Raw genomic sequence first — 26997 nt, forward strand, 5'->3', positions numbered from 1 at the left:
TTGCTAGAAAATCTAGCATTTTAAAATCTGCTAAATACACCGATAGCTGTAGCAAAGATACCTGCTAGGGTTACAAATAACATAATCAAAACGACAAACATTGTTAGTTTTTCAAAGAAAGTTTTTTTACGTTTCCCATTATCACCAAATGCCATTTTTTCTCCTTTACTATAATACTCTAATCTTAAAATTCATCTGATACAGGAGCGATTGCCCACAAAATCAAGTAAGCAATAAGTCCAGCACCATAACAGAAAGCTAGAACACCCCAAACCACACGTACAATTGTAGGGTCAATATCAAAATAATTAGCTAAACCAGCGCATACACCACCGATTTTTTGATCTCTACCACTTCTCATAAATTTCTTTTTCATATTTTTATTTCCTTTCTTTGATTCGATTAATCGTTCAAATATTTTCTTAAATGACTCAACTGTTTTCTAGAAGCTTTCAACATACGTCTTGAACCCTTGACCGGCATAGACACTGCTTGTTGCGGTATATAGAATACTGTCTTTAAAATGCGTTTCGTAACAGGTTCATCAGCAGTCAATTCTTTTTCAAAATTATTTGAAATAATAACATCTAGATAGAATTCATGCACTCTCTTAGCAAAATTCTCAGCTGAAATTTCATACAATTTATCAGCCAAAAGGTTTTCATCCATGTCAGGTGTAGCAATAAGAGCCTCTAAAATAGCACCTGATAGGTCACGCTCTTCATAATAAAGAGTACCAAACATCTTATCGCTAATCAAATTATCTAGATAAGGATTTCCATGAGCTATTACCGGAGTCTTACTTGCAAGACTTTCAAGATAGGTCAAGCCCTGAGTCTCACTTGTAGAAGCTGAAATAAAGAAATCAGCCGCCTTATAGTAAAGTGCTGTCTCACTTGGAGCGATCATACCTGTAAAGATAACAGAATCCTGAATCTGCAAATCTTCTGCTTGCTCCTTGAGATTTTCCAGATAAGGTCCAGCTCCAGCAACGACTAATTTAACATTTTGCTCTTCTTTTAGAACATCTGGAAATGCTGCCAAAACGGCCTGAATGTTCTTCTCGTAAGAAACACGCGAAAGGCTAAGAAGCATCTTTTCATCTTCCTTAATACCTAGTTTAACCCGTAAGTCTGCGATATGTTCTGGTCCAATCTCTGGTCGTTCAAACTTGGCTAGCTCAATCCCAGTGGGAATAACTCGTTTTTCAACTTTGACCTTATAGTCAGATAAAAGGTCTCGCACGATCTCACTTGGACAAATCACACCATCAACATCATGAAGGAAGCCTCTCACAAGGTACTTTACCATACCTGGACGAATCAACATCCCTTTAGCGATATAGTGGACATAATCTTCGTACTGGGTATGATAGGTATGAATAACAGGGATTTTCAACTCACGCGCTATCCAAATCCCTAATAAACCAAGAGAAAACTCAGTCTGCGTATGAATAATATCCAGCTTGTATTGTTTTGCTATCTCAAGAGCTTTCGTAAATCCACGATAGGCGAAACGACGATCTTTAAAGGCAAAGAAAGGAACACTAGGGATACGAATAATCTGCCAGTCTTCATAACGATTAACATCCTTGTCTGTTGTTGTAAAGATAAAGACGGCATGGCCTTGCTTTTCAAGTTCTGTTTTTAAGGTTCGAATACTGGTCGCAACACCCGAGACCTGCGGGAAATAAGTATCTGTAAATAATCCAATTCGCATATACTACCTCATTTTTTTCCTAAAGCTGCTTGCTCCCGATAGAATTTTAGCCAGATTTCAAGAAGATGCTCTTCTGAATATTCTCTTGAAATGGCCTTAGCCTTTTCTTTTAATTCTTTTAGTGCTTCTGGATGCTCACGATATTCCAAAATAGCTGATTTCATCTCTTCCACATCAGTGGTTGGTCTGTAATTTCCTTCTAGAATGACCTTGTAAAGATCTAGATCACGAAGCATAATGGGTGCTTCACAACTCGCAGCTTCTAGAATAGTCATTGGAAAGAGCTCGTTATAACTTGGAAGCAAGAAAAGATCAGCCATGGCATAGAGTTCTCTCATCCGTTCTGGATCAACAATCCCTGGGAAAATTAGATTTTCAGGAGGATTATCCATAATCTTTTTATAGCGCTCATAACCATCGGTTATTCCCCCAAAAGAGAATCCACCAGCCCAAATAAAAGTGATATCAGGTAATTCCTCAGCTAGAGTGATAAAGTCATCTATCCCTTTACGCTTCTGAACCTGACCTGCACCAACGACTACAAACTGATTCTCATCAATTCCCATATCTTTACGAAGTTGTTCAACTTGCTCTATAGGAAGTGGATGCCATTTTTCTTTGTTGACAAAGTTAGGGATATAGGTCACTTTTTCTCGTGGAATTCCAGCAGCAACCAAATCCTCAATGAAGGTAGGATTGACCACAACCAGATGCTCCATACGGTCATAAAAAGAAAATACATAGCGTTTGACAATCCCCTTTAAGAAGAATGGAATCTTCAAACTACCTTCCAAAGTATCTGGTAAGAAGTGAACATAGCCAATCTTACGTCCAGAACGTTTCTTCTGAAAGGTCGAGAGATAATAAGGGAAATCAATCGTATGAAAATGAGTAACGTCCGCTTCAATTGGAAGATTTTCGGTTACGATCAGTTGGTCTTTCGCATCTCGTTTTAAAAGCTGCACCAGTTCACGGTATGCACCAGACACACCTTGGCCCGCCACTTTTTCACTTGAACTTAGCATGTTGATGCGTAATTTGTCTTTTTCCATAGTAACCATTATACCATTTTCTTCAAATAAAATCAGCAAATAAAAAGAGAGATAGCATAAAAGCTGGGAATTCCTGGCGTCTACACTATTTCTCTTTTCATAATATACTTACTTGATACCTAAAGCGATACGAGCGTAACGGCTCATTTTTTCAACTGTCCAAGCTGGATACCATACTAATTTGACTTCAACGTTAGTAACTTCTGGAACATCTGTCATAGCATCATAGATTTGGTCAGTTAAAAGATCTGCCAAGGGACACCCCATGGTTGTCAAGGTCATATCAATTTCAGTCTCACCTGTATCGCCATCAAAACGAATCTCGTAGATCAAGCCTAGATTGACAATATCAATCCCCAATTCTGGGTCAATCACTTCTTCTAGTGCTGTCAAAATACGTGTTTTGATATTTTCGATTTGTTCTTCTGTATAAGCCATCTTCACTCTCCCTCAACTTAATCTTCAATGAAATCACGAAGTGGTTTGCTTCGACTTGGCTGGCGAAGTTTTCTCAAAGCTTTTGCCTCAATCTGACGGATACGCTCACGAGTCACGTTGAAGACTTTACCAACATCCTCCAAGGTACGCATTTTCCCATCATCAAGACCAAAACGAAGTCGAAGAACATTTTCTTCACGATCTGTAAGAGTATCCAAAACTTCATCCAATTGTTCGCGCAAAACGATACGAGTTGTATAGTCCACTGGATTTTCAATCACTTCATCCTCGATAAAGTCACCAAGATGGCTATCATCCTCTTCACCGATTGGTGTTTCAAGAGAAACCGGCTCTTGGGCAATCTTGAGGATTTCACGGACCTTGTCTGGTGTCATATCCATGCGTTCGGCGATTTGTTCAGGAGTTGGATCTTGTCCTAGCTCTTGAAGAAGATTACGTTGTTCACGAACAAGCTTGTTAATGGTTTCCACCATGTGAACTGGGATACGGATGGTACGAGCTTGATCAGCAATGGCACGAGTAATGGCTTGACGAATCCACCAAGTCGCATAAGTTGAGAATTTGAACCCTTTAGAGTAGTCAAATTTATCTACGGCCTTCATCAAGCCCATGTTTCCTTCTTGGATCAAGTCAAGGAACTGCATTCCACGTCCAACATAACGTTTAGCGATAGATACTACCAAACGAAGATTAGCTTCTGCAAGGCGTTGTTTAGCTTCGATATCACCCGCTTCAACAGCAAGAGCTAATTCTTTTTCCTCTTCATTTGTAAGAAGAGGTACAACCCCGATTTCTTTCAAATACATACGGACTGGGTCATTGACCTTAGCTGAGGTTGAACCAATCAAATCTTCATCAGTCAACTCTGGTTCTTCCTCAGTGCTCAAAACACGCGCACTTGGATTTCCTTCGTTGTCCGTAATTGAGATACCAGCATCTTGAATGCGTTGCAAAAGATTCTCAATACCTTCCACATCTAAAGTGAAGGGAATTACGAGGGCGTTATTGATTTCATCATCTGTAGCCGTACCAGTTTTTTTATGATTGCGAATAAATTCCGCTACTTGGACGTCAAAGGTTGTTACTTCTTTTTGTTTTGTTGCCATTCTTACTCCATTCTTCTTTTTTGGGCAATTAAGCGTTCTAGCTCTTCTAATGCGGTGTCTGTATCACCGACATGGCTAGCTTCCTGAACTTTCTTTTTAATTTGCAGATTTTCCTGATTCAAGAGAGCTCTTTTTCGAGACTCTTCCACTTCAGCTAACTCGTGAGGGGACATCTCAGGTGGCAAATCTAAGGCTAGGACTTGATACCAAGCACTCTCCACTTCTCTAGTCTGATGAGCCAAATCCTCAGACGAGATACTTCCATTATCAATCAAGAGTCCATACAAGGTCTGAAACTCTGGAGTTTCAAAGATAAAGTCATCTCTTAAGCGGTAGTCATTGAGCACCAAGGGATGTTCCATCATTCGGTAGAGAATATGGGCCTCCGCTCTCATCACTGCTGTCAGTTGCTTGGTGACAGACATAGTGATAGGACTAGGACTATAGGTCTCCTTGACCTTCTCCTTTCTCTGTCTAACACGACTTTCATTGACAATATGTTCGACTTGCTGATAGTCAAAAGATGGCAAGTGATCCGTCAAAATGTGAATGTAGGAATTCTGAGCTGTGATAGAGGGTTCCTTGGCGATTAAGGGAGCAATTTTCTCTATGAATTCAATTTGAGCTTGTAGATTTTCACTGTTTTCCGGTCTGAAATGATGGATGTAAAACTCAACAGGACTAATGCGTGTATTGGTTAAGAGATAAGCCAAGTCTTGAGGAGAGTTTTTCTGCAAATATTCATCCGGATCCATCGCGTCAGGAATCTGGACTACTTGGACAGGTATATCTTTAAGCTCGTCCAAGGCTTTAGCCGTCGCAGCTTGCCCAGCCTTATCTCCGTCATAGGTGACGATCACTTTTTTGGTAAAGCGTTTCAGATGCTCCACATGTTCACTCGTCAGTGCGGTACCCATAGAAGCGACTGCATTTTCAATACCAGCACGATAAGCCGCAATGACATCCATAAATCCTTCCATTAGATAGATTTCAGGTGCCTTACCCGATCCTTTTTTTACCCTCTCCAAATGATATAATTCGTAACTTTTGTTAAAAATTGCCGTCGCTCGACTATTTTTATACTTTCCAGTTTGAGAATCAGTCTCTTGCCATACACGACCAGAAAAGGCAATCACCTTTCCTTGATCATTTGAAAGAGGAAACATAATGCGATTATGAAAGGTATCAAAGAATTGGTTACTCTCAGATAGATAAAACAAACCCGAATCCAGCAAGTCCTTCTCACTATAATCATCTGCTAAACGCTGATATAGATAAGAGCGTTCTGCTGGAGCTAAACCAATCATAAAATGCTTGAGAACATCATCTGTTAAGCCACGTTTATAGAGATAGTTTCTCGCCTCTTCACCCATCTTAGTCGTCATGAGAATAGCATGATAAAAACGAGCGGCTTTCTCATGCATATCGTAGAGATTTTGATGGGGCGACCTAGGCTGTACAGAACCTTGAACAGGCGCTGCCATCTGAATCCCAAGTCTCTCAGCTAATATCCCCACTGCATCCGCAAAGGTTACCTGCTGATACTCCTCAATAAACTTAAAAACATCTCCAGAACGACCACATCCAAAGCAGTGGTAAAACTGCTTATCTTCGACCACGTTAAAGGAAGGGGTCTTTTCACCATGAAAAGGACAGAGCCCTAAAAAGTTCCGTCCAGATTTTTGTAAAGAAATCACTTCTCCTATGATTTCGACAATATTGGTATTGTTTTTGATCTCTTCGATGAGTCTCTTGTCAACCATAGACAATACCTCCATTTTATCACAGTTTACTCTAACTAGTATAGCTTATTTCTGAAAAAAAGTAAACCATTTCATACACTTTACATGAGACTATTTCATAAGTTTCCAGCTATCATGAAAAACTTAATCTTCTGAGCAAATCATTCTAATATTTGAAAGAAAAACAAAAGAAATAAAATCCTATTTCACTTGATCTTCGAGATTATTTTTCAATATTCTGCTAATATACTGACCATCTTTTCTACTGATACAAGCTGTTGCATAAGTCAATGGTGCTTTGTATACCACTCCTCTATAGGATGGATCAGTCAATACAGGCATAGAATAATAGGCGTTCTTTTTATTTTTAAGGTCAATAAACCATTTTCCTCCTAGGTGTTTGCGAAAGGTTTCACCGATATAAACGGTCAAATAATCCAACATCTTGCGGTCTGCTATCAAAGCATGGTGGTCTTCGTAGTGAGCCAAGATCCAAGCCTCCAAATCATCCAAAGACTGCATGCTATAGTCTAAATTTAGCCCTTCTTTCTCCGCAAACTCCCTTGTAAAATAATCCATCTTAAATCCAATCTGAAAAATCCATTCCTGAAAATCTTCTTGTGTGTATGCCATGTTTTTATCTCCTTACTATTATCAAAGTTTAAGATTCTTAGATTGATTCTATTATAAAGGAAAACAGACGAAAATAGAAATATAAATAATATTTAAAAACAACTAAAAAACTTAGAAGCAAAAGCCTACTTCTAAGTTTTTTATCTCAATTATTTAAAATCATCTACTCAAAAAGTTGATAGTAATCGGAAATTTTCATCTTGGCTTTTTCATCCTTATTCAAATCTTGGATGATTCGCCCTTCTTTCATGACAATGAGGCGATTTCCATACTTGAGAGCATCTTCCATATGGTGGGTAATCATCAGAGCAGTCAGATGGTCCTTGCTGACAAAGTCATCAGTTAACTCCATTAAGGCGACACTTGTTTTAGGGTCAAGAGCAGCTGTGTGTTCATCCAGTAAAAGGAGCTCTGGACGTTTCAAGGTTGCCATCAAGAGGCTCAAGGCCTGTCTTTGTCCACCTGACAAGAATTCAATCGGTGTATCCAAGTGTTTCTCGAGCCCATTGCCAACCTTCTCAATGGTTGCTTGAAATTCTTTCTTGTAAGCTGAGAGTCTTCTTGGAAAAAGACCACGTTTTTCTCCACGGAACTTAGCAATCAAAAGATTTTCTGCAACTGTCATACGAGGGGCAGTTCCCATCTTAGGATCTTGGAAAACACGAGAGAGATACTTAGCACGTTTTTCAGGGCTGAAATGAGTCACATCCTCGCCCATGATGCGAATGCTACCACTGGTTAAAGGTAAAGTTCCCGCAATGCTATTAAAGAGGGTTGATTTCCCTGCACCATTTCCACCCAAAATTGTGATAAAGTCGTGTTCATAAATATCAAGCGAAACATCATTTAGGATAATCTTTTCTTCGTCAAAGCCATTTGTCACAATTTTTGTGGCATTTCTTAATTCTACAATTGCTGTCATTTGCTTAACTTGACTCCTTTCAAGTATTTATCCTTAAGAGTTGGAATGACTAGACAAGTTGCTAGGATAAGGGCACTGTATAGACGGAGGTAGCTAGTATTAAAGCCGAGAGCAATGACTCCCCATACCAAGAATTGATAGCTGATGGAACCAACTACAATAGTAACCAAGCGTTCTGCTAAGGTAAGACTCTTAAAGAGAACCTCACCGATAATCAAGCTGGCAAGACCAACAACGATAACACCGATACCACGAGAGACATCCGCATAACCTTCTTGTTGAGCGATAAGTGCGCCAGCAAGTGCGATTACACCATTTGACAAGACCAAGCCCATAAGCTCCATACGTCCTGTATTGATACCAAAACTACGAGCCATATCTGGATTATCCCCTGTAGCGATATAGGCCTGTCCAAGTTTGGTATCTAGGAAGAAAAGCATGAGAAGAATAACCAAAGTCACAAAAATTAAACCTGTCAGTAATTGATTAACCTCTGATGAAAATGGAAGAACATCTTGGATTTGCTTGGTATTTAAAAGCCCAAGGTTTGCTCGTCCCATAATCATGAGCATGATAGAATGACAAGAAGTCATGACTAAAATTCCTGATAAAAGAGTTGGAATTTTCCCTTTGGTATATAATAACCCCGCTGCTAAACCAGCAAGACAACCTACTCCTACAGCCGCTAAAGTCGCAAGAAAAGGATTAACTCCTTGCGTAATCAGAGTCACTGCTACAGCTCCTCCCAAGGGGAAAGAGCCCTCAGTTGTCATATCTGGAAAGTTCAGGATACGAAAGGTCATAAAGATTCCTAAACCTAGGATAGCCCAGACCAATCCCTGTGAAATAATAGATATTAGCATGTTTGATTCATTTCCTTTATTTTAAAAATTGGAGGAGATGTCTCCAACTCCTCCTTCATTCTTATTCGATTACTTGACCTGCTTCTTTGAGAACTGATTCAGGAATAGTGATTCCAAGTTCTTGAGCAACTTTTTTGTTGATCACTGATTTACCAGTTGAGAAGACATTAACTGGTGTATCTGCAGGTTTTTCACCCTTCAAGACTTTAGCAATCATTTTACCAGTAGCAACACCAAGATCGTGTTGGTCCACAACGACTGATGCCAAACCTCCAGCTTCTACCATGGCAGTCGCACTTGGGTAGATTGGTTTTTTAGCTGTTTGGTTACTTGATACTACAGTTGAGAATGCAGATGCGATTGTGTTATCGATTGGAACCCAGATTGCATCTACTTTACCAGTCATAACGTTCACTGTTGAAGCAATTTCGTTCGTTGAAGGAACTGCGAATGTTTCGACTTTCAAACCAGCTTTTTCAGCGTAAGTTTTAAATTCTTCAACTTGTGATTTTGAGTTATCTTCACTACTTGAGTAAAGAGCTCCAACCGTCTTGACATCAGGTGTCAAAGTTTTGATCAATTCAACCTGTTGTTCAGCAGGGTTGTGGTCAGATACCCCTGTGATGTTCCCACCTGGTTTTTCCAAGTTTTGTACAAGGTTAGCACCAATTGGGTCTGTGATAGCTGCCATGATAACAGGAAGGTCTTTTGTTGCACTTGCAAGACCTTGAGCTGCTGGTGTTGCAATACCGACAACGACATCATTTCCATTTGCCACCAATTGCTTACTCATTGTGGCAACCTTACTTTGGTCACCTTCTGAGTTCATAAAGTCGATTTTGACTTGGTCACCTTTATAACCTTCTTCAGCAAGTCCATCTTGGATACCTTGGTAAATCAAGTCGAGTGATGGGTGGCTTACAAACTGAAGAACACCAACCTTAGCTGTTTTATTAGCTGTCTCAGTTTTAGTTTCTTGTTTCGTTAAGCTAGAATATACCAAGCTTCCTCCAACTACAAGTGCTAATGCTACGATAATACCGAGTAGACGTTTGTTTTTCATAATTTTCTCCTTATTTCTTCTTAACTTATTATTTTTTATTCAATCACTTATTCAAGCGACGCCATCGTTTGATTTCCATAATTTTTTCCTTCCCATAGAAAAAGTCCTCACACAAAAAACTTGTGTGAGGACGTCGATGCGCGGTGCCACCTCAATTATAGGAACTAGTCCTATCGCTCTTACTCGCTAAAACGAGTTGCACTGTAAGGTGTGCTCACCGAATTCTTATGATTTCAAATTCTTAATAACATTCAGCCCAATTTTCATCACTTCCACCTATCTGTTTCCACCAACCACAGACTCTCTAAAAAATTTCAATGATTACTTTCTGAATGCTTAAATTATATCATTTTACTAAAACTTGTCAAGGGTTTTCATAAAATATTTTAAATATTAACAAAAATTCCTACGTTTTTTTATAAAATCTAACTTGTATCAGCCTGAATTACGTAATCCTGTAGCAATTCCGTTGATAGTTGTATGGATCAATCGTTCTTCATCTGAAGATAGCTCACCTCGACGTTGACGCTTAATTAATTCCAACTGAATATAGTTAAGGATATTGAAATAAGGCATGCGGTAGTTGAGACTGTCTTTCAAATAAGTATTTTCTGCCAAGAGCTCCTCATGGCCTTCAATAGCCAAGATAACGTCCTTAGTTAACTGCCATTCATCCAAGATAGTATAGTAGATTGCTTGTACTTCTTCACTTTCACACAGTTTAGCGTACTCAAAGGCGATATTCATATTTGATTTAGATAATACCATGTCTACGTTAGATAGGAGTGACTGGAAGAATGGCCAATTTTGATACATATCACGAAGATATTCGATATTTTTTGGATCTTGATCGATGAATTCTTTGAAGCTTGAACCCACTCCATACCAACCTGGGAACATAACACGACTTTGTGACCATGAGAATACCCAAGGAATCGCACGTAGACCACCAATTTCAGTGATTGTTTTACGAGCCGCTGGACGAGAACCAATATTGAAACTTGAGATCGCCTTAATTGGACTAGATTCAAAGAAATAATCATAGAAATGGTCATTTCCAAATACAAGTTCACGGTAGATATCGTAACTACGTTCTACTACTTGGTCCATGATGGCTTCATAGCGATTTGACGTATTGGTATCACTCTTCTTCTTGGTAATCATACGGTTGATAGCTGCTGAAACCAACATTTCAAGGTTATAGTAAGCTGCATCCTTGTTTCCATATTTGTTTCCGATAACTTCCCCTTGCTCTGTCAATCGAATACGATCCTTGATGGACTTGAGTGGTTGAGAAGCAATGGCATCATAAGTAGGGCCACCACCACGGCCAACGGTACCACCACGACCATGGAAGAAGGTTACTTTGACTCCAAATTCATCACCAATAGCAGTCAATTGTTGTTGGGCCTTATAAAGTGTCCAACAAGATGATAGATAACCGCCATCCTTATTACTATCAGAGTAGCCAAGCATGATTTCTTGGTAATTGTTTTTAGAAGCAATCCATTTCTTAGCAAGTGGTAGAGAGAAATACTTTCTCATTGTTTCTTCTGAATGATCCAAGTCTTCAATCGTCTCAAAGAGTGGTACAATCTGAACACGCGCTTTTTCGGCATCAACTAGTCCTACTTCTTTTAGCATGATAGCCAATTCCAGCATATCTGACACGCTGGTTGCATGAGAGATAATCGTTTGACGAATGACATCTTCTCCTAAACGGTCTTTTAATTCACGTGCTGTTTGGAAAATAGCTAATTCTTTTTCGAGAAGTTCAGACTTCTCAGCATGAGTTGCAGACAAGATTCGAGGATCTTCTAGTAATTCATGCAATAGCAAGTCACATTTTTCATCTTCTGATAAATCACTATAGTGGTCATTGATTCCAGCAGATGCCAACAATTCTGCTACACAGGCTTCGTGGACGCTTGAATCTTGCCGCATGTCGATGGAAGCCAAGAAGAAACCAAAGACTTCTACAGCTTCTAAGAGTTCTGCAAATTCACCTGTAAGCAAGGACTCTGCCCTGTTTTCAAGTAATGAATCCTTAATAGTATATAGATCTTTTTTGAACTCTTCGACTGTTTCGTAAAATGGTGGACGATCTTCAGCCAGTTCTTGAATAGCTCCTGAAAGTCGATTGCTAATATAGTCTGTAATCACTCCTTGTTGATGTCCTTGAGTACCTAGAAGACGTTCAACAGGATGACGTTCATCAGCTGACGAGCCAACAACAGACCATTCTTTTAAATTCAAGAGTGTTTGAATCAATTTGGATTGAATCAAATGAAAGGCGCGACGATAGGGTTCTTTCTCACGAAAGACTGATGTATCTCCAGATTGAGCAGCCATTTCTTCAACAGCTTTACTAGTTTTTGATAAATTAGTCGAGAGAGAGAAGGTACGATAGAGACTAGAAATCTTGCTAATATAGTAGTTCAAGATCACTTCACTTTGGATAGTAGCAGAACGCAGAAGCGTCTCAGCAGTTACAAATGGATTTCCATCACGGTCTCCACCAATCCACATTCCCATAGTAATTGGTTTGGCTTGTTTAAGATCAATTCCTTGCTCTTTTGCTAGACGTTTGTACTCTAGCATCAAGTTAGGGACAGCCTGTAGGAAGGAACTATTGTAGTACTCCATCACATTGGTGATTTCGTTGGTTACTTTTAGTTTCTTCTCACGAATCATATCTGTCTGCATGATGATTTCAATATAGCGACGAAGATCATTATGCCATTTTTCCTTGTTAATGAGCCCCATTCTCACGTCACGGTATTTACGCAAAAGGGTATGGATATGAGTGGTCAAATCCAACATACTCTTACGTTGAACCTGAGTTGGGTGGGCGGTCAAAACTGGTACCACGTTCAAGTGTTCAAGAATCTCAGCAGCGTTTTCTTTTTCAGCCACCATTTTGATCGTTGTTGACAATTTACCCAGATAGTCTTGATCGACATTATTTAGATGGTTAATCTCATAAGCCAAGTCAACATCTTCTGAGATGTTAATTAAAAGAGGCAAAATAGAGAAGTATCTAGAAATGTAGACCATCTCATCATTTGAAAGACCTGTTACTACTTTATCTAGCCCTTGATAGTCTGCTGCAGTCGAAAGTTCTTTTAACTGCATGATTTTATCAAAGGTCTCTGGTGCAAGCAGGTTTCTTGTAATATCTTCGAGCATTTCTGTCAAGATTTGCACTTCTTCTTGTACGACAGCTTTGTTACTAAAATTTTCTAACTTTTGAAGAGACATTTTTTTCTCCTTGTCATATTATGTCTTAGAGTTGCGCTTCTAATTCGCGATAGAGTTTGGCACGTTTTTCGCTGGCATCAATATTCAACACAAAGGCGATGGCTACTGATAGGACCAAAAGACTGTTTCCTCCTTGCGATAGGAAGGGGAAGGTTACCCCTGTTGAAGGGATCAAGCCTGATATACCGCCAATATTAACGAATACCTGTATCAGAATCATTCCACCAATACCGATTGCCACCATTGAGTTAAAAGGATCTCTCGCTCTAATACCGACTAAAATAATACGAAGAATCAAGAAAAATAGAAGAGCCAAAATAAGACTAGCTCCTACAAATCCAAACTCCTCTATCACAATCGAAAAGACAAAGTCTGTATGAGCTTCTGGTAGATAACCTCGTTTTTCAATGGAATTTCCTAATCCAAGACCAAACCAGCCACCGTTAACCATTGCATAGTAAGAATTAGCCAACTGATGCCCAGATCCTGCTAGGTCATTAAAGGGGTTGAAAAAAGCACTGAACCGCTTGGCAACATAACCAAATACAGGAATTTTTGAGAATTTTTCAACACCGATAAACCGAATGGCAGTCAAGGAAAAAATGGATGTTCCAGCCAGCAGTCCCAGAATAGTTGTGAACCACCGATAAGCTATTCCACTGATGGTATACATGAGCAAGGATACTAAAATCAAGATGGTTGCATTTCCAAGGTCAGGGAAAATTGCCAAACTTCCAATCATGACCAAGAGGACAAAACGCCAATCATTAAAGGCTCTTGGCAACCACTGATTAAGGGTTAAAACTTGGAAGTCATAAACCGCAATCTCATCTTGTTGTTTTGAAAAACGTTGAGCCAAGTACCAAATGATAATAATCTTTAGATACTCTGCTGGTTGAATTGTGACCGGGCCAACCTTGATCCAGCCATAGGCTCCATTGATGGGAGTACCGATTAAACGTGCTAGAGCTAGAAGAATCAGCTCGACAAACATAACAATAAAGAGCAAGCGCTCATTACGGAGAAATCCTAATTTTAATTTATAAATTAAGGCTATTAAGAATAAACTGGCTATCCAGAAAATTCCCTGATTTCGCACTAGTTGTAATGCACTCTTTCCTTCCTGGATGAGGGACGCACTAGTTGTCGAATAAACTACAATCAATCCTAAAACGGATAAAAGTAGATAAGGAATCAAAATTGAATAATTCAGCAGGTGCCTTTTACTTATTTTCATATGTCACCTATCTTTCGGAAAAATATTTTTATTTTCCCTTATTATTTCTAGTTTTACATGCTATTATACCATTTTTTAGGCTAGAAAAAAACTCTTACAGTGAAAACATTCGAATTTTACTCAAATATAGCATAAAAAGGGCAGTAACGCCCTTTCTATTTTATCTATATTTTCGTTTTCCTGCTAAAGCAAGTAGTCCAAGACTTGCTCCGAGAAATGCTAGGAGACTCGATTCTTTCGTTCCAGTATTTGGAAGTTGTTTCTTAGGTTCTGATTTTTCATTTATAGCTTGTGCAGGAGCTTGATATGTTTTATCGTCTTTAGTTCCTACAGTCACTTTCTCTGCTTTGTAATCAACCACATTCCCTTTACCGTCTACAACTGGTACTGGTTGGTAGCCTGCTTTTTCAAGCTCTTTACGTTTAGCATCTGCAAGTTCAGCCAAGCGTTTTGCTTCGGATTCTTCAAACTTCGCTTTGCCAGTTTCATAAGCAATCTTAGCTTGGTCTGCTGCAAGGCTCTTAGCTTCGTAATCTAGTTTAGCTTCGTTTTGTACTTTGTAAGCATCTTTAAGCTCAGTTTCCGCTTTTTCAAGCTCTGCTTTCACTTCTTTCAAACGAGTATGTGCACTTTTAAGGTCTGCAAGTTCTTTTTCAGCTTGTTTAACTTCGTTTTCAGCATCTTGAAGTGCTTTCTTAGCAAGAGATACCACTTGGGCTTTGCTTGTAGCAACTGCTTCAAGCTCTTTCATCTTATCTTCTTCTGCTTTAAGAGCTTCTTGTGCAGTTTTAAGAACTTGTTCAGCGTCTTTCAATTTCGCTTGTGCATCTTTAAGAGCTTCTTCTTTAACAGACTGTGTAGTAGTCAAAGTGTTGACAAGAGCGTTAGCATTAGAAAGAGTAACTACTGCCTTATCATGACGGTCTTTTGCTTCATCAAAAGCTTTTTGAGCGTTAGCAAGTGGACTTTCACCGTTCTTCAAGGCAGTCAGATTAGCTTCTGCGTTTGTAAGTGCAAGTTTAGCATCTGATTCTGCTTTTGTTATTGCTTCAAGTTTGGCTTGTGCATTGTCGCGAGCAGTCATAGCATCAGCAAGTGATTGACGAGCTTCGCTCAATTTACGCTCAATAACTTCATCACTTAGTGGGTTAGCAATAGGCGTTTTATCCCATTTAGAACCATTTACATACTCACTACGAATAGCAGTCAAGAAGTGAGTAGTATAGAAATCATCTGTCTTACTTTGTGCCACACCACCGAAGTAGATAGTTTCATCTGCGTGAGCAAACTGAAGGATACCCTCAGTGTGAGCATAGTCACCTTTAGTTGACACAAGCATCACAAGGTCATCATACAACTTAGCTTTCATTTCACCAAGAGTTTTACGGTAAACCCCATCAGCATCATCAAAGTTATGGAAGCTATAAGTTGTTACAGTATTTTCATAATACTGTTCACCCTTGCTTTCTTCCTCTTTGTCTGTCGTAGGCAAACCATATTCTTTAGCAACCTTGTTAATACCGATAGCGTAGTGTCCGACACCTCCTTTAGCACGGTAGTCATCTTTCATAGCTTTAGAGAAGTTTGCTTTCAAGTATTCTTTAGCAACCTTATCCGCAAATTCAAGAGAAGTTTTTGAAAGAACAACATCTGAAAGTCCAAGTTGGCGACGCATTTGGTTGATAAGGTCAACCACATAGTAGTTCAACTCGTCTTTAATCTCTTGTGGGAGATTGTTAATGTCGTAGCGAGTTTTATCAGCTTGATCGGCTTTGGTTGGAACGTATTTGTTAAGAATTTTGTGTTCTACTTGTGAACCAACGATACGGTCATAAATATCATCGCTCTTAGCGTTACGTTCTTCCTCAGTCATTTCGACACCTTCATCAATCTGACGAAGGAACGCAATTTTATCTTTCACGGCTTGAATGAAAGCTGGAGAAAGAGTGATGGTTTGTTTCTTAGAGCTATCTTGAAGAGCATCAAGAGTAGATACCGCTTGGTTGTAAGTAGCAAGAGCGTTATCACGATTAGTTTTTGCAGTTTTAGCTTCTGCTTCTTTCGCTTCTACATCTTGTGTAGCAGTTTTAACAGTTGCTTCTGCTTGGTTTAGTTGTTCAGCAAGCTCACCATCCAACTTCTTAGCAGCATCAAGAGCTTCTTGTGCATCAGCTTGAGCTTGTTTGCTTGTAGCTTCTTCTTTAATCGCTGCGTCTTGTTTCTCTTTAGCGTCAGCAAGACCAACACCATTCAAAGCGTCCTCTGCAGTTTTCACTTCTGCTTTAGCATCAGTAACTCCGTTTTGCGCTTGAGTCACTTCTGCTTGCTTAGTACCAACAGTTTTACCTTGAATAGCGACATTGCGGTCTGCATCTTCTTTTTCAGCTTTGGCAGTTGATACCCCTTGTTCAGCAGTTGGAACTTTTGCTTTAGCAGTTTCCACTTTCTTTTCTGCGTTTTGAATCGCTTCTGGTGTTGCTTTGTCAGCAATCTTTTGAGCATCGTCTTTAACTTGTTTCAAGTCAGCGACTTTCTTTTCTGCCTTATCAGAAGCTTCATTCGCTTGATCCAAGACTTCTTTTGCTTTATCTGCATCTTCTTGAGTTTGTTTAGCAGTAGCACCAAGTTCAGCAACGTCTTCCTTAGTAGGAGTTTTCACTTCTACTGGTTTTGGCGCTTCTTTCTCAACCAAAGCTGGTTCAGTTTGAGCAGTTGTAGGCAATGGAAGCTCTACCGTATCTGCGTGAGCCGTTCCGATTGTGCCGACAAGACCAGTGGCTGCGATGGCAGTCAAAGTAATCAATTCTTTTTTCATAGGTTTCCCCTTTTTATTTTTTTATACCTCCATTATACCACAATGTACAACTTTTTAAAGTTATTTTATTAAAATGTAACTATTTAAAGTCTAAAAAATGCAGTCGTTTGACTGTATCATGTAAGTAGTGAGGTACTACATGGTCAAAAATAAAAGTAATTTGCAAGACTACATTTCTAAACGCATCCGTTTACTCAGAATAGAAAGAGGATATACCCAAGAACAATTAGAGGAAATGGCTGACTTAGGAACAAATTATGTTTACAAATTAGAAAATCTATCAACAAACTTAAAGATTCAAACTCTAGAAAAAGTCATGGAAGCATTAGAAGTAGATTTAGACACTTTCTTTGATATCCAACTGAAAGAAGAAGACCCCAAAATATCACGTCTGATTGACGAATTGAAACTTCTTCCTACAGAACAAAGATCTCGTGTACTAGATGCACTACTGCTAATTCTGAAAGAAGTCCAATAAAAAAACTATCTACTTTCTAAAAAAGAAAGATAGATAGTTTTTTTATTAGTTTGAGGCGCTACTGCTGCTATCAGAAGTTGTTTCGCCTTTAATGTATTGTGTAAAGATATTTTGGAAGGCCTGATCTTTAACTTTAATGTTGGCATCTTGCAATTCTTTACTAATAACACCTTGAACAAAGGTTGCATCATTTTGTTTTTGAGTCAAAATGATTGTTTTAAGTTTTTCTTTATAATCATCCAAGTTAGAAGATTTTTCTGATTTCTTGGTCAACTTAACAATGTAGAAACTACTTGTATAAGCTTGAGTTCCTGGAGCAGTGATAACATCAGAAATTCCGTTGACATCAAGCGCAAAAGCTGCTTTCTTAACTACGTCTGGCAATTCTGTTGATGCAGAGTCAAAAGTAATTTCTCCACCATTTTCTTTTGTCTTTTCGTCTGTAGAATTGTCTTTTGCAAGTTGTGCAAAGTCAGCTCCAGACTCTTTTGCTTTGGCAAGAACTTCCTTAGCCTTATCTTCACTGTCAAGTTTAATAATTTGAGCCGTTACTTCTGGAGTATACTCTTCAAATGCTTTTTTATAGTTTTCGTCTGTTAATTCAGCTTCAGCGGCTTTCTTAACAGCATACTCAACTAATTTACTTGTACGAATTTGAGCTTTACGGCTTTCTGCAGTCATACCTGAACGGGCGAGAATCGTTTGATAGCTATCACCGTATTTCTTTTGTTCTTCTGCAACTGCATCATCTACTTCTTTATCACTTACTTCTGAACCATATTGTTTTTCAAAAACTTTTTGAATGGTCATATTCAGCAAGACTTGTTGAGCAGTCGCGTTATTTTTGACTTCTTCAAAGAATTGATGCTCAGTGATAACATCGCCTTTCATGCTAATCAAGTCAGTTCCTTCAGAACTGTTTGAACAAGCAGCCAAAGTAGCTACTGACAACAATGTGATGGCTCCCGCCATTAGTTTTTTCTTCATGTTTACTCCTTTTGTATACTAAATAAAGGTTTACCTTATCTATTTTACCAAATTGTCTTAAAAATATCTGAAATCAATCAATATCAGGCAGTTCTACTTCTGCTTGATTTTTTCTTAGCATGAGAATCCCATCTCCAAGTGGAACCAAGCTAGCGGTTAAGCCAGTATTGTCTAAGGTTGCATCAAATAGTCTTTGCAAGCCACGATAAATCGTCCGTTGTCCACGTCGGACTTCCATAATATCCCTCGCAATATCTCCTCCTTGGAAAATATCATCCAAGACAACGACTCCACCTACTTCGAGGTGTTTGAGGATTTCTGGTAGAAAGACGATATATTTGGACTTAGCAGAATCCATAAATACAAAATCATAGGTCTCAGTCAACGTTGACAGGACATCTACCGCATCACCTTCTAAGAGAGTGATTTGTTTGCGGCTATCAAATTTTGCAAAATTTTCTTTGGCAAAACCAATCATCTCAGGATTTCGGTCAATAGTTGTAATTTTTGACTTAGGTGAATGCTCTGCCATTAAAAGTGCTGAAAATCCAATAGCCGTCCCGATTTCCAAAATGTTTTTTGGTTGAATGGTTTCCATAAGGAAACGAAAATAAGCGACGGTTTCATGAGGAATGATGGGAATATTTTCCTTGCGAGCGAACTTCTCTAATTCCTTGAGTGAGCCAGTCACTTGTTTTTGTCTATGGCGCATGAACTCAACAATCTCATGCTTGACAACAGGACGTCTCATGTTATGATTGGCATTTTTACTATAAGACTTTACCATATGCCTTATGCCAATCCTAATTTTTCAACAAGGGCTTCAAACTCATCCAAACGGCGTTCAAAGACTGCAAAGGCATCGTTGAGGTAATCTTCTTTTTCCATATCAACACCAGCTTTTCGCATGATATTGAGTGGATAGTCTGACTTCCCTGCTTTGAGGTAGTCGATATAGCGATCACGATCATCTTGGCTACCATGAACAATCTTTTCAGCCAAAGCTGAAGCTGCTGCAAAGCCTGTTGAATATTGATAGACATAGTAGTTATAGTAGAAATGCGGGATTCGGGCCCACTCATACTGGATTTGAGGATTGTCTTCCTTGCTCAAACCATAATATTCTTGGTTCAAGTCAGCATAGAGATTGTTTAGGAACTCGCTTGTCAAAACTTCACCATTTTGATCAGCTTGGTGAATAGCATGTTCAAATTCAGCAAATTGAGTTTGGCGGAATACTGTTCCACGGAAACCATCCAGGAAGTTGTTTAGAATGGCAAAGCGTGTTGCATCGTCTTGAACTTCTTGCAATAATTTTTCTGTTAGGATGTTTTCATTAGTAGTTGAAGCAATTTCTGCCAAGAAGATTGAGTAATCTCCGTATACATAAGGTTGTGTTTCACGCGTATAGCTTGAATGCATACTGTGACCTGTCTCATGTACGAGAGTGAAGAGATTATCTAAGTTATCCTGCCAGTTAAGGAGCATGAAGGCATTTGTATCGTATGATCCACCTGAATATGCACCTGAACGCTTGCCTTGATTTTCATAAACATCAATCCAACGTTCGCTGAAGGCACGTTTAACTCGGCTTAAGTAATCCTCACCAAGAACTGACAAAGCTTCTTCTGCTTTCTTCAAGGCTTCCTCATAAGTAAAGCTGTATTCCACTGAAGACAATGGTGTATAGACATCGTACATCTTGAGGTCAGGAATACCCAAGATTTTTGAGCGAAGAGCCAGATAACGATGCAAGAGTGGCAGGTGCTTACGAACAGCAGATACTAGATTGTCATAAACACTTTCTGGCACAAAGTTTGCTGCAAGAGCTGCTTCACGCGCACTCTTATAGTTTCGAACTTTTGCACGGTAGTTTTGCACTTTAACATTGGTCTGCAAGGTTTTAGCATAAGTGTGCTGGTATTGTTCATAGGTAGAGTAAAGGGCTTCATAAGCTCCACGACGAACCTCACGGTTCTTAGATTCTACCAAGCGCATATAAACGCCGTGTGACAATTGTACTTCATTTCCATCTTCATCTTTAACAAATGGAAAGACGATATCTGCATTATCTAAAATAGCAAAGGTTTCACTAGCAGCACCGAAGATTTCACCAGCACCTGCAAGCAACTCTTCTTCACGTTGTGAAAGGACATGGTCCTTATTTTGCAATAGTTTATCAAAGAAGTGTTTATAAGGCTGGAGTTTTGGTTCTTCTTCCAAAAAGTTTTTGTACTGCTCTTCGGTGATAGCCATAAATTCTGGTTCATAGAAAGAGAAGAATTGATCAAGTTGACTATAAAGAGTCATGGCTTTTGCATAGTATTCTTGATACTTAGCCACTCGTGTGTCTTGGTCGTTTTTCATATGTGCATAAACATAAAGTTTTTCAAGACGACGACTCAAGTCCAGATAACGCTCTGTAATGTCAAGAAGATTCTCTGCACTATCCAAGAGATGTCCCTCAAGACTAGCTGCTTGCTTTGTATCTTCCGTTAAAAGGGCAAGTTCTTCTTCCCATTTTTGGTCTGTTTCAAAGATCGTTGATAGATCCCATGTATCTTTTTCATTGATTTCATTTCGTTGTAATACCATAAGTTTCCTCCATCCTTTCTATTTTACCATATTTTTTAAGAAATATTGCTGATAAAAGGCAGGTGGATAGAGCTTTTGTAACTCTGTTTGAGGATTTTTTTGATAATAAATTCGAAAGTTGCGATAATAATCACTAATATCCTGTTTTATTTGACAAAAAGAATCATTTTCTATCGGCCTTACTTGAGGATACCAGTCCTGATTCTTCAGATTCAAAAGGTTCTCCCCTCTCAAGTAGGCCTGGGCTTGTTGCTTCATCCAATAGGGATTTTGATAGTAGAGTTGTTTTTGAATGTAACGACAAATGTTCTTATCTTGTTCGACCGAAAAAGTGATAATATTTTGTTGCTGATAAGGAGTCCGTAATATTTCTAGAAGATTTCCTTTATCATAAGAAAATTCCTTGACTTGATAATGGAGTTTCCCTTTCATATCTTGATGAAGGAGGTACTTGAGTCTCAAAACCTGTTTTTTATGGTCTAACTCCCAAATATGAAAGCCCATGTTATTACTAAAGTAAAGAAAATCTCTCTGAAGTTGAGTTAGTCGCTCTTTTATCCAGAGCTTTTCCCCTAGTAGCCAAAGAACTTGAATTCCCAACCTTCGATAACCATTACTTCTCTCCCTTAAAAGTTCACAAGAAATGGGACTACACTGAATTTCTAGAGCTAGTTGCTTGTTGATAAAGATATCAGCAATCTGCTTCAGTTCAGGTATGGGATATTCCATTTCAACCTCATCATTCTCCTTAGCCCAATAAAACAGTCTTTTCTTATTTTCCAGATGCTCTGGTCCTTCATTTTTATGGAAAAAATCACATTTTTTGAGACTTTCATGAGCAAAATGCCTTCTCACATTTTTTCCTTTTCTCATGCGGACACTTGTTCCACAAGCTGGACAATAATAAGCTTGTTTGACTAGTTCATCCTCCAAGGCATTGACTAGGATCCCTTTTTCATCTCTAGCTAAAAACATAAAACCTCCTTTTCTACTTTATTCGAAAAGGATAAGAAAAAGGCTGAGAAAACCAGCCTTTCTATTATATTTTTAGGATAATCCTTTAATCCAGCTCATATTTTATGCTTCTTGATCTGTTTTTGTAACATGGGAATCAAATTTGAAATTTGATCTTGTTTAATCACCAACACACCGTACTCTTGACAACGATGGTTATATACGGGATTGATTTTTCCAGAGCAAACAATTAATTTCAAACAAGTTTCACCAGCAAAATGATTAGCATATACCTCCAGTTCATTAATAGCTTCTACAGACAAGTCTGTCATTTTACAAGATATAAAAATAATGGATTGACCTTTACGGAGGACAACATCAATTTCATTTTGTACATTATCAACTTCAGGGAAAATACCGTTCCAGTCAATTTCTGCCCCTATCATACATTCATCAAAGTACTCTGACTCTATCGCTAAAAGATAGAGATATAATTCTAAAATGTGACCTTTTGTGCGACAGAGTAATTGTGCCTCGGGGCTAGAAAAAGTGTAACTAATATGATCGGAACTTTCCTCATCAATATGAATCAAGTTTGCTTCTGTTAGTAGTGGAATCATAGATTCTGGATAAGGGTACCTTTTCCCGTTACTTTCCAAAACTTTTGCTGTTTCAGCGTGAAAATCAGCTGTTTTTGCTAATGCAAAGAATTGAGTGATCTGATACCATTCTTCTGGGTTTAAAATTGCATAGTTTGCTAGTTTTTTGATGGTAGTAATTTGTTTCGGACTGTATTTAGGTTGTTTCGATTTGATGAGTTTACCACCCCGTAAGGCCATCAACTGTTCAATGGTCAGACTAGGAATCACTAACTCTTCCTTCTCCACTTTACCCATTTTCCATTTGAATTGTTTTCCTTGATCAATATCTATTGCAACAATCGGTAATTGCTTTTCCAAACCATACTGATAAAGGAAAATAGCTAATAACGAATCTCCTCCAAAAACATCTAAGGTCACTGAATCATAGTTAGTCAAGAAAAGATTCAAATCATCCGTAATCTTATCTAGACTTATTTGCCGAAAATGCACTTGCTTTACATGGGAAACTTGATCCAGCAAAAAATGTTTCAAGGCCAATCTTTCATCTTCTTCAATTTTTTTCAGGGAGAGAAATAAAACCTCATCACAATCACAAATAAAAGTCTGATAAACATTTTTCTCGATAGTGTGATGATCAAAAAGTTCGACTAAAAGACTAGGCATATCGCTACCTCCCTATTAAAAATTTGCTAGATGTATGGAAAATTTAAAATTACTTAGAATAAACTTCATAGAAATATGAGTTAAGAGATTGTCTTTAGCATTTTCTACACATCTAGTATAGCATAATTCAGTTGATTGGCCCTCAAGTCTTTATATAAAAAAACGAATAGAAATGGATAGCTATTCGTTTTAAGATTTTTATTTTACTTTTTTAGCCAACATTGTTGCAAAGCGTAGTTGGATACGATTGCCATTTTCATCACGACGGTGGAGATGACCAGGATTTTCATTGTACTTCACTAACTCCCAATCCTTGTAGTAATTGGCCAATTCTCTCTCTTTAAAGGTGAATGGGAAGTTCACTGAGCAAGGATAATCCTCCGTATCCATAGCACAAACGATCAAATTATAGCCACCGATAGAGGTTTGTTCTTGCATATTTTGAATGATAGCAGGAATACGTTCTGCTTGTAAAAACATGAGCACAACCGTTGATACGATAAAATCGTAAGTTTGGCCTATGCTAGCTGAATTAATGTCGTAGAGACCAACAGGCATTTCTAAATCTTCTTGCTCTACGATACTTTGCAACATTTCAAGGGATAGCTCATTTTGGTCCACTGCTGTGACATCAAATCCATGTTGAGCGAGAAACAGGGCGTTTCTTCCTTGACCACATCCTAGGTCCAGTGCCTTACATGGTTTGACCGTCTGCATAGCTTCTAAGACTTCCGAATGAACTGGATTGGTATTGTATTTCTTAGGGAAATAATCTTCTGGTTTACAATAAAATTCTAAGTACCATTCCACATCATCTGTGGCAGCTTCCACTCTGTGCCAAGCTTGCGGTTGCGCCATCGGATTATCAGCACCCACTTCAAAGAGGTACTCAGCTATAACTTCTCCCTCCTCAGTCAATTCAATAAACTTAAGAGCCCCTTTTAATACGGTAATCTTGCCCCAGGTTCCGACCTTGGTATTGTGTTTTCTTTGAACAGCTTCAGGCATGGTGTCTTTATTCCATACTGGCATTCGTTTATAGGCAACTAGTTTTTCCATTTCCTTCACTCTTTCTATCGATGGTTAACTGCTTTCATAACACGCGCAATGTCTCGGTCTTGCTCACGACGTTTAATCGACTCACGTTTATCGTAGTCATGTTTTCCTTTAGCAAGTCCTAAAAGAAGCTTGGCATAGCCGTCTTTGATGTAGACTTTAAGTGGAACCAGAGTCATCCCTGTCCCTTTTGTTTCCTGCTCCAGTTTCTGGATTTGTTTTTTATGAAGGAGAAGTTTACGACGACGTTCTGGTTCCTGATTCCAGATATTCCCTTCTTCATAAGGAGCGATATGAACATTGCTCAACCAAACTTCTCCATTTTTCACTTGGGCAAATCCGTCTTTTAAATTGATACGAGCTGCTCGAACGCTCTTGATTTCTGTACCAGTTAGAACCATTCCTGCTTCTAGCGTATCTACAATAGTATAGTCGTGGTGGGCTTTTTTATTTTGCGCGACGACCTTTCCCTCGCCCTTTGCCATGCTTAGCTCCTTTCTTTGCTACTTCTTTATAAAAAGGTTTCTTACTTTTTTTCTTCTTGTCCTTTGAAGAATGCTTACGCTTATCATTTGAGCGACTAGCTTTTCTCTTGTCTTCTTTCTTATCCGAACGACGACCTCTATCCTTACGGCCAGACGGTTTCAACCCCTTCTCAATGACATCAAATTCACTTGGAATAAAGGAGAAATCAATCTCACCAGTCATCTTATCGGCTCTTTCGACGCGGATGCGAATCTGTTGACCAACACGGAAGGTTATACCTGATTTCTCTCCACGAAGAGTCAAATCACGTTCATTGAAATGGTAAAACTCAGGTAGATTTGTAATGTGAATCAAGCCTTCAACTGTATTTGGCAATTCAACAAAAAGACCAAATTTGACGATACTTGAAACGACCGCATCATACTCTTCGCCCACAAATGCTTCCATATACTCAGCTTTTTTCATAGCTTCAACTTCACGCTCTGCCTCGATAGCTCTGCGCTCACGATTTGAAGACTGGGTCGCAATCTCTGGAATGACCTGTTCAAAATGCTCTGCAACTTCTTTAGAACGTCCATAGTCACGAATCATACGGTGAACCAAGAGGTCCGGATAACGGCGGATTGGACTAGTAAAGTGAGTGTAATAGTCCGCTGCCAGACCATAGTGCCCATGGTTATGCTCAGAATAACGAGCCTGTTGCATAGAACGCAGAAGCATCATAGAGAGAACATCCGCGTAAGGTTCTCCCTCAACAGCACGCATGATGTCTTGGAGGGCTTCTTGACTAATTTCACTGGCAGTCCCATAGATTCGCAAGCCAAAACTAGAGGCGTAATCAATAAACTTCTGAACTTTTTCAGCTTTAGGTTCCTCATGGATACGATAGATGAAAGGTAAATCAAGCTTGCTAAAATGCTCTGCAACTGTTTCGTTTGCCATCAACATAAAGGACTCAATCATACGTTCTGCAGTACCGCGATGACGAAGAACAATATCTACTGGTTTCCCTTGCTTGTCAACCAAGATTTTAGCTTCATTGGTATCAAAATTGAGAGCTCCACGCTTAATCCGCATACCTTCAAGAATTTCATGGAGCTTAGCCATGAGTTCAATGCTAGGAACAATTTTCTTATACTCTTGTCTCTTCTCCTCATCACCTGCTAGGATATCATTCACATCACTATAAGTCATACGGAAACTTGTCTTGATAACTGTCTGCGTAATGGTGTAATTACGAACCCGACCATATTTATCAATTTCCATGATAGCTGATTGGGTCAAACGATCTACTTGAGGATTGAGGGAACAAATACCATTTGAAAGGCGTTCTGGTAGCATTGGAACTACACGGTCTGTCACATAGACAGAGGTCGCACGATTGAGGGCTTCTTTATCAAGAGCAGACCCCTCTGTCACATAGTAAGAGACATCAGCGATATGAACTCCAAGTTCAAAATTTCCATTCTTCAAAGGCTTGATGTGAACTGCGTCGTCCAAGTCCTTAGCATCTGCTCCATCTATGGTAAATGTAATTTCATCTCTCAGGTCCAGACGTCCTTCTATATCCTTCTCTGATGGAGCATCAGGTACACTTTCAGCTTCGTTGAGAACTGCCTCTGGAAACTCTGAGACAATATCCATAGACTCTAGGACTTCAAGAACGTCAATTCCTGCATCTGTTGAATGTCCAACCACATCTAGGACACTCGCCACAAAGAAGTCGTGTTTCTTACTTGGGTACTTGTCAATAAAAACCTTGAGAACTTCTGTCCCTTCTAGCTTGAGAGATGGCTTTTTTACATAAATCGGTTGACTAATCTTTTGATTTTTAGAACGAATATAACCCGCATACTTTGGTTTCTCTTCATCAAGAATAATTTGCCCGACAACTGTCGTGAGACTGTGTTCTAAAATATCGATAATCTTTGCTTCTGCTGCGGTTCCTTTGTTACGGTCAGCAACTTTCTTGATGACAACTTCAACAGTATCACCATCAATGGCATAGTTAACATCACTTTTTCCAACAAAAAGATCGTCTTCTTCGCCTTCAAGACTTACAAAACCGAACCCATTTTTATGGGCATGGAAAATTCCTTTTAGGGTAATCTCATGTTTTTTCTTCTGTTCTAGGGTTAAACTACCATCTTCTTCAAAGCGAATCTGATGCTTACGTTCCATCAAGGAAAGAGTTTTGATTAACTCACGGAAGTCCTTTGAACCATCCTTCCCGAGAGCACTGGCCAAGTGATTGACTGTGACTCGTCCCTTTTCTTGTATATATTCTTTTATTCTATCTTTCAT

The 26997-nt window shown here is 39.0% G+C and carries 23 protein-coding genes; 1 reads left to right on the forward strand and 22 read right to left on the reverse strand.

The genetic code is table 11. The features are described 5' to 3' along the window. Positions 1–20: 20 nt before the first annotated feature. The 14 genes from E7C97_RS01120 to E7C97_RS01185 form a co-directional block, all read right to left on the reverse strand. Positions 21–155: a DUF4044 domain-containing protein gene (locus E7C97_RS01120; RefSeq protein ID WP_000863850.1), complete on the reverse strand. Its 135-nt coding sequence runs from the start codon at positions 153–155 to the stop codon at positions 21–23. 29 nt (positions 156–184) lie between these two features. Continuing rightward, positions 185–376 carry a PspC domain-containing protein gene (locus tag E7C97_RS01125; RefSeq protein WP_301559964.1) on the reverse strand — a complete coding sequence of 64 codons (192 nt, stop codon included), beginning with the start codon at positions 374–376 and terminating at the stop codon, positions 185–187. 26 nt (positions 377–402) lie between these two features. After that, entirely contained in the window at positions 403–1719 is a 1317-nt protein-coding gene (locus tag E7C97_RS01130) for a glycosyltransferase family 4 protein (protein ID WP_316107751.1), read from the reverse strand. An 8-nt stretch (positions 1720–1727) separates the two neighbouring features. Further along, the gene (locus E7C97_RS01135) at positions 1728–2780 is read right to left on the reverse strand and encodes a glycosyltransferase family 4 protein (protein WP_316107753.1); all 1053 of its coding nucleotides are present in this window, start codon (positions 2778–2780) and stop codon (positions 1728–1730) included. Between the two features lie 99 nt (positions 2781–2879). After that, positions 2880–3209, reverse strand: a complete 330-nt coding sequence (locus tag E7C97_RS01140; protein ID WP_000331926.1) for a metal-sulfur cluster assembly factor — start codon at positions 3207–3209, stop codon at positions 2880–2882. Between the two features lie 17 nt (positions 3210–3226). Further along, the gene (gene rpoD, locus E7C97_RS01145; protein WP_000201894.1) at positions 3227–4336 is read right to left on the reverse strand and encodes an RNA polymerase sigma factor RpoD; all 1110 of its coding nucleotides are present in this window, start codon (positions 4334–4336) and stop codon (positions 3227–3229) included. Between the two features lie 2 nt (positions 4337–4338). Further along, positions 4339–6099, reverse strand: coding sequence for a DNA primase (dnaG, locus tag E7C97_RS01150; RefSeq protein WP_045763295.1), 1761 nt, complete (start codon positions 6097–6099; stop codon positions 4339–4341). Positions 6100–6279: 180 nt separating this feature from the next. Next, entirely contained in the window at positions 6280–6711 is a 432-nt protein-coding gene (locus tag E7C97_RS01155) for a hypothetical protein (protein ID WP_045763296.1), read from the reverse strand. Positions 6712–6874: 163 nt separating this feature from the next. After that, on the reverse strand, positions 6875–7633 hold the full coding sequence (locus tag E7C97_RS01160; RefSeq protein WP_045763297.1) for an ABC transporter ATP-binding protein: 759 nt from the start codon (positions 7631–7633) through the stop codon (positions 6875–6877). Beyond that, positions 7630–8496, reverse strand: a complete 867-nt coding sequence (locus E7C97_RS01165; protein ID WP_045763298.1) for an ABC transporter permease — start codon at positions 8494–8496, stop codon at positions 7630–7632. Before E7C97_RS01165 ends, E7C97_RS01160 begins: the two co-directional genes overlap by 4 nt. A gap of 61 nt (positions 8497–8557) precedes the next feature. Beyond that, positions 8558–9559 carry a tryptophan ABC transporter substrate-binding protein gene (trpX, locus tag E7C97_RS01170; protein WP_075228342.1) on the reverse strand — a complete coding sequence of 334 codons (1002 nt, stop codon included), beginning with the start codon at positions 9557–9559 and terminating at the stop codon, positions 8558–8560. 435 nt (positions 9560–9994) lie between these two features. Continuing rightward, positions 9995–12820, reverse strand: a complete 2826-nt coding sequence (gene ppc, locus E7C97_RS01175) for a phosphoenolpyruvate carboxylase (protein ID WP_316107757.1) — start codon at positions 12818–12820, stop codon at positions 9995–9997. Between the two features lie 25 nt (positions 12821–12845). Beyond that, positions 12846–14057 (reverse strand): cell division peptidoglycan polymerase FtsW, encoded by a 1212-nt coding sequence (ftsW, locus tag E7C97_RS01180; RefSeq protein WP_316107760.1) that lies wholly within the window; start codon positions 14055–14057, stop codon positions 12846–12848. Positions 14058–14217: 160 nt separating this feature from the next. Continuing rightward, positions 14218–16872, reverse strand: a complete 2655-nt coding sequence (locus tag E7C97_RS01185) for an SEC10/PgrA surface exclusion domain-containing protein (protein ID WP_316107762.1) — start codon at positions 16870–16872, stop codon at positions 14218–14220. A gap of 139 nt (positions 16873–17011) precedes the next feature. Between E7C97_RS01185 and E7C97_RS01190 the strand changes: the two genes are divergently transcribed. Then, entirely contained in the window at positions 17012–17350 is a 339-nt protein-coding gene (locus E7C97_RS01190) for a helix-turn-helix domain-containing protein (protein ID WP_153224722.1), read from the forward strand. Positions 17351–17395: 45 nt separating this feature from the next. On the opposite strand, the gene prsA is transcribed toward E7C97_RS01190, so the two are convergent. The 8 genes from prsA to rnr all read right to left on the reverse strand — a co-directional run bounded on the left by prsA (position 17396) and on the right by rnr (position 26997). Next, positions 17396–18337 (reverse strand): peptidylprolyl isomerase PrsA, encoded by a 942-nt coding sequence (gene prsA, locus E7C97_RS01195; RefSeq protein WP_000728085.1) that lies wholly within the window; start codon positions 18335–18337, stop codon positions 17396–17398. Between the two features lie 73 nt (positions 18338–18410). Next, on the reverse strand, positions 18411–19124 hold the full coding sequence (locus E7C97_RS01200) for an O-methyltransferase (RefSeq protein WP_316107766.1): 714 nt from the start codon (positions 19122–19124) through the stop codon (positions 18411–18413). Positions 19125–19129: 5 nt separating this feature from the next. Next, positions 19130–20932 (reverse strand): oligoendopeptidase F, encoded by a 1803-nt coding sequence (pepF, locus tag E7C97_RS01205; protein ID WP_316107768.1) that lies wholly within the window; start codon positions 20930–20932, stop codon positions 19130–19132. Between the two features lie 18 nt (positions 20933–20950). Further along, positions 20951–21907 (reverse strand): competence protein CoiA family protein, encoded by a 957-nt coding sequence (locus E7C97_RS01210; RefSeq protein ID WP_316107769.1) that lies wholly within the window; start codon positions 21905–21907, stop codon positions 20951–20953. 95 nt (positions 21908–22002) lie between these two features. Continuing rightward, on the reverse strand, positions 22003–23151 hold the full coding sequence (locus tag E7C97_RS01215) for a hypothetical protein (protein ID WP_316107772.1): 1149 nt from the start codon (positions 23149–23151) through the stop codon (positions 22003–22005). Between the two features lie 198 nt (positions 23152–23349). Next, positions 23350–24210: an SAM-dependent methyltransferase TehB gene (gene tehB, locus E7C97_RS01220; RefSeq protein ID WP_316107774.1), complete on the reverse strand. Its 861-nt coding sequence runs from the start codon at positions 24208–24210 to the stop codon at positions 23350–23352. Between the two features lie 14 nt (positions 24211–24224). Further along, complete coding sequence (gene smpB, locus E7C97_RS01225) at positions 24225–24692, reverse strand: SsrA-binding protein SmpB (RefSeq protein WP_001051741.1); 468 nt, start codon at positions 24690–24692, stop codon at positions 24225–24227. After that, positions 24655–26997: a ribonuclease R gene (gene rnr / locus E7C97_RS01230; RefSeq protein WP_316107778.1), complete on the reverse strand. Its 2343-nt coding sequence runs from the start codon at positions 26995–26997 to the stop codon at positions 24655–24657. The genes smpB and rnr overlap by 38 nt, the downstream gene beginning before the upstream one ends.

The organism is Streptococcus sp. (genome assembly GCF_032481935.1).
Taxonomy (GTDB): Bacteria; Bacillota; Bacilli; order Lactobacillales; family Streptococcaceae; genus Streptococcus.

Bases quoted from the DNA above. Each gene is read 5' to 3' on its own strand.
- E7C97_RS01120 (WP_000863850.1), bottom strand. From the start codon at position 155: ATGGCATTTGGTGATAATGGGAAACGTAAAAAAACTTTCTTTGAAAAA.
- E7C97_RS01125 (WP_301559964.1), bottom strand. From the start codon at position 376: ATGAAAAAGAAATTTATGAGAAGTGGTAGAGATCAAAAAATCGGTGGT.
- E7C97_RS01130 (WP_316107751.1), bottom strand. From the start codon at position 1,719: ATGCGAATTGGATTATTTACAGATACTTATTTCCCGCAGGTCTCGGGT.
- E7C97_RS01135 (WP_316107753.1), bottom strand. From the start codon at position 2,780: ATGGTTACTATGGAAAAAGACAAATTACGCATCAACATGCTAAGTTCA.
- E7C97_RS01140 (WP_000331926.1), bottom strand. From the start codon at position 3,209: ATGGCTTATACAGAAGAACAAATCGAAAATATCAAAACACGTATTTTG.
- rpoD (WP_000201894.1), bottom strand. From the start codon at position 4,336: ATGGCAACAAAACAAAAAGAAGTAACAACCTTTGACGTCCAAGTAGCG.
- dnaG (WP_045763295.1), bottom strand. From the start codon at position 6,099: ATGGTTGACAAGAGACTCATCGAAGAGATCAAAAACAATACCAATATT.
- E7C97_RS01155 (WP_045763296.1), bottom strand. From the start codon at position 6,711: ATGGCATACACACAAGAAGATTTTCAGGAATGGATTTTTCAGATTGGA.
- E7C97_RS01160 (WP_045763297.1), bottom strand. From the start codon at position 7,633: ATGACAGCAATTGTAGAATTAAGAAATGCCACAAAAATTGTGACAAAT.
- E7C97_RS01165 (WP_045763298.1), bottom strand. From the start codon at position 8,496: ATGCTAATATCTATTATTTCACAGGGATTGGTCTGGGCTATCCTAGGT.
- trpX (WP_075228342.1), bottom strand. From the start codon at position 9,559: ATGAAAAACAAACGTCTACTCGGTATTATCGTAGCATTAGCACTTGTA.
- ppc (WP_316107757.1), bottom strand. From the start codon at position 12,820: ATGTCTCTTCAAAAGTTAGAAAATTTTAGTAACAAAGCTGTCGTACAA.
- ftsW (WP_316107760.1), bottom strand. From the start codon at position 14,057: ATGAAAATAAGTAAAAGGCACCTGCTGAATTATTCAATTTTGATTCCT.
- E7C97_RS01185 (WP_316107762.1), bottom strand. From the start codon at position 16,872: ATGAAAAAAGAATTGATTACTTTGACTGCCATCGCAGCCACTGGTCTT.
- E7C97_RS01190 (WP_153224722.1), top strand. From the start codon at position 17,012: ATGGTCAAAAATAAAAGTAATTTGCAAGACTACATTTCTAAACGCATC.
- prsA (WP_000728085.1), bottom strand. From the start codon at position 18,337: ATGAAGAAAAAACTAATGGCGGGAGCCATCACATTGTTGTCAGTAGCT.
- E7C97_RS01200 (WP_316107766.1), bottom strand. From the start codon at position 19,124: ATGGTAAAGTCTTATAGTAAAAATGCCAATCATAACATGAGACGTCCT.
- pepF (WP_316107768.1), bottom strand. From the start codon at position 20,932: ATGGTATTACAACGAAATGAAATCAATGAAAAAGATACATGGGATCTA.
- E7C97_RS01210 (WP_316107769.1), bottom strand. From the start codon at position 21,907: ATGTTTTTAGCTAGAGATGAAAAAGGGATCCTAGTCAATGCCTTGGAG.
- E7C97_RS01215 (WP_316107772.1), bottom strand. From the start codon at position 23,151: ATGCCTAGTCTTTTAGTCGAACTTTTTGATCATCACACTATCGAGAAA.
- tehB (WP_316107774.1), bottom strand. From the start codon at position 24,210: ATGGAAAAACTAGTTGCCTATAAACGAATGCCAGTATGGAATAAAGAC.
- smpB (WP_001051741.1), bottom strand. From the start codon at position 24,692: ATGGCAAAGGGCGAGGGAAAGGTCGTCGCGCAAAATAAAAAAGCCCAC.
- rnr (WP_316107778.1), bottom strand. From the start codon at position 26,997: ATGAAAGATAGAATAAAAGAATATATACAAGAAAAGGGACGAGTCACA.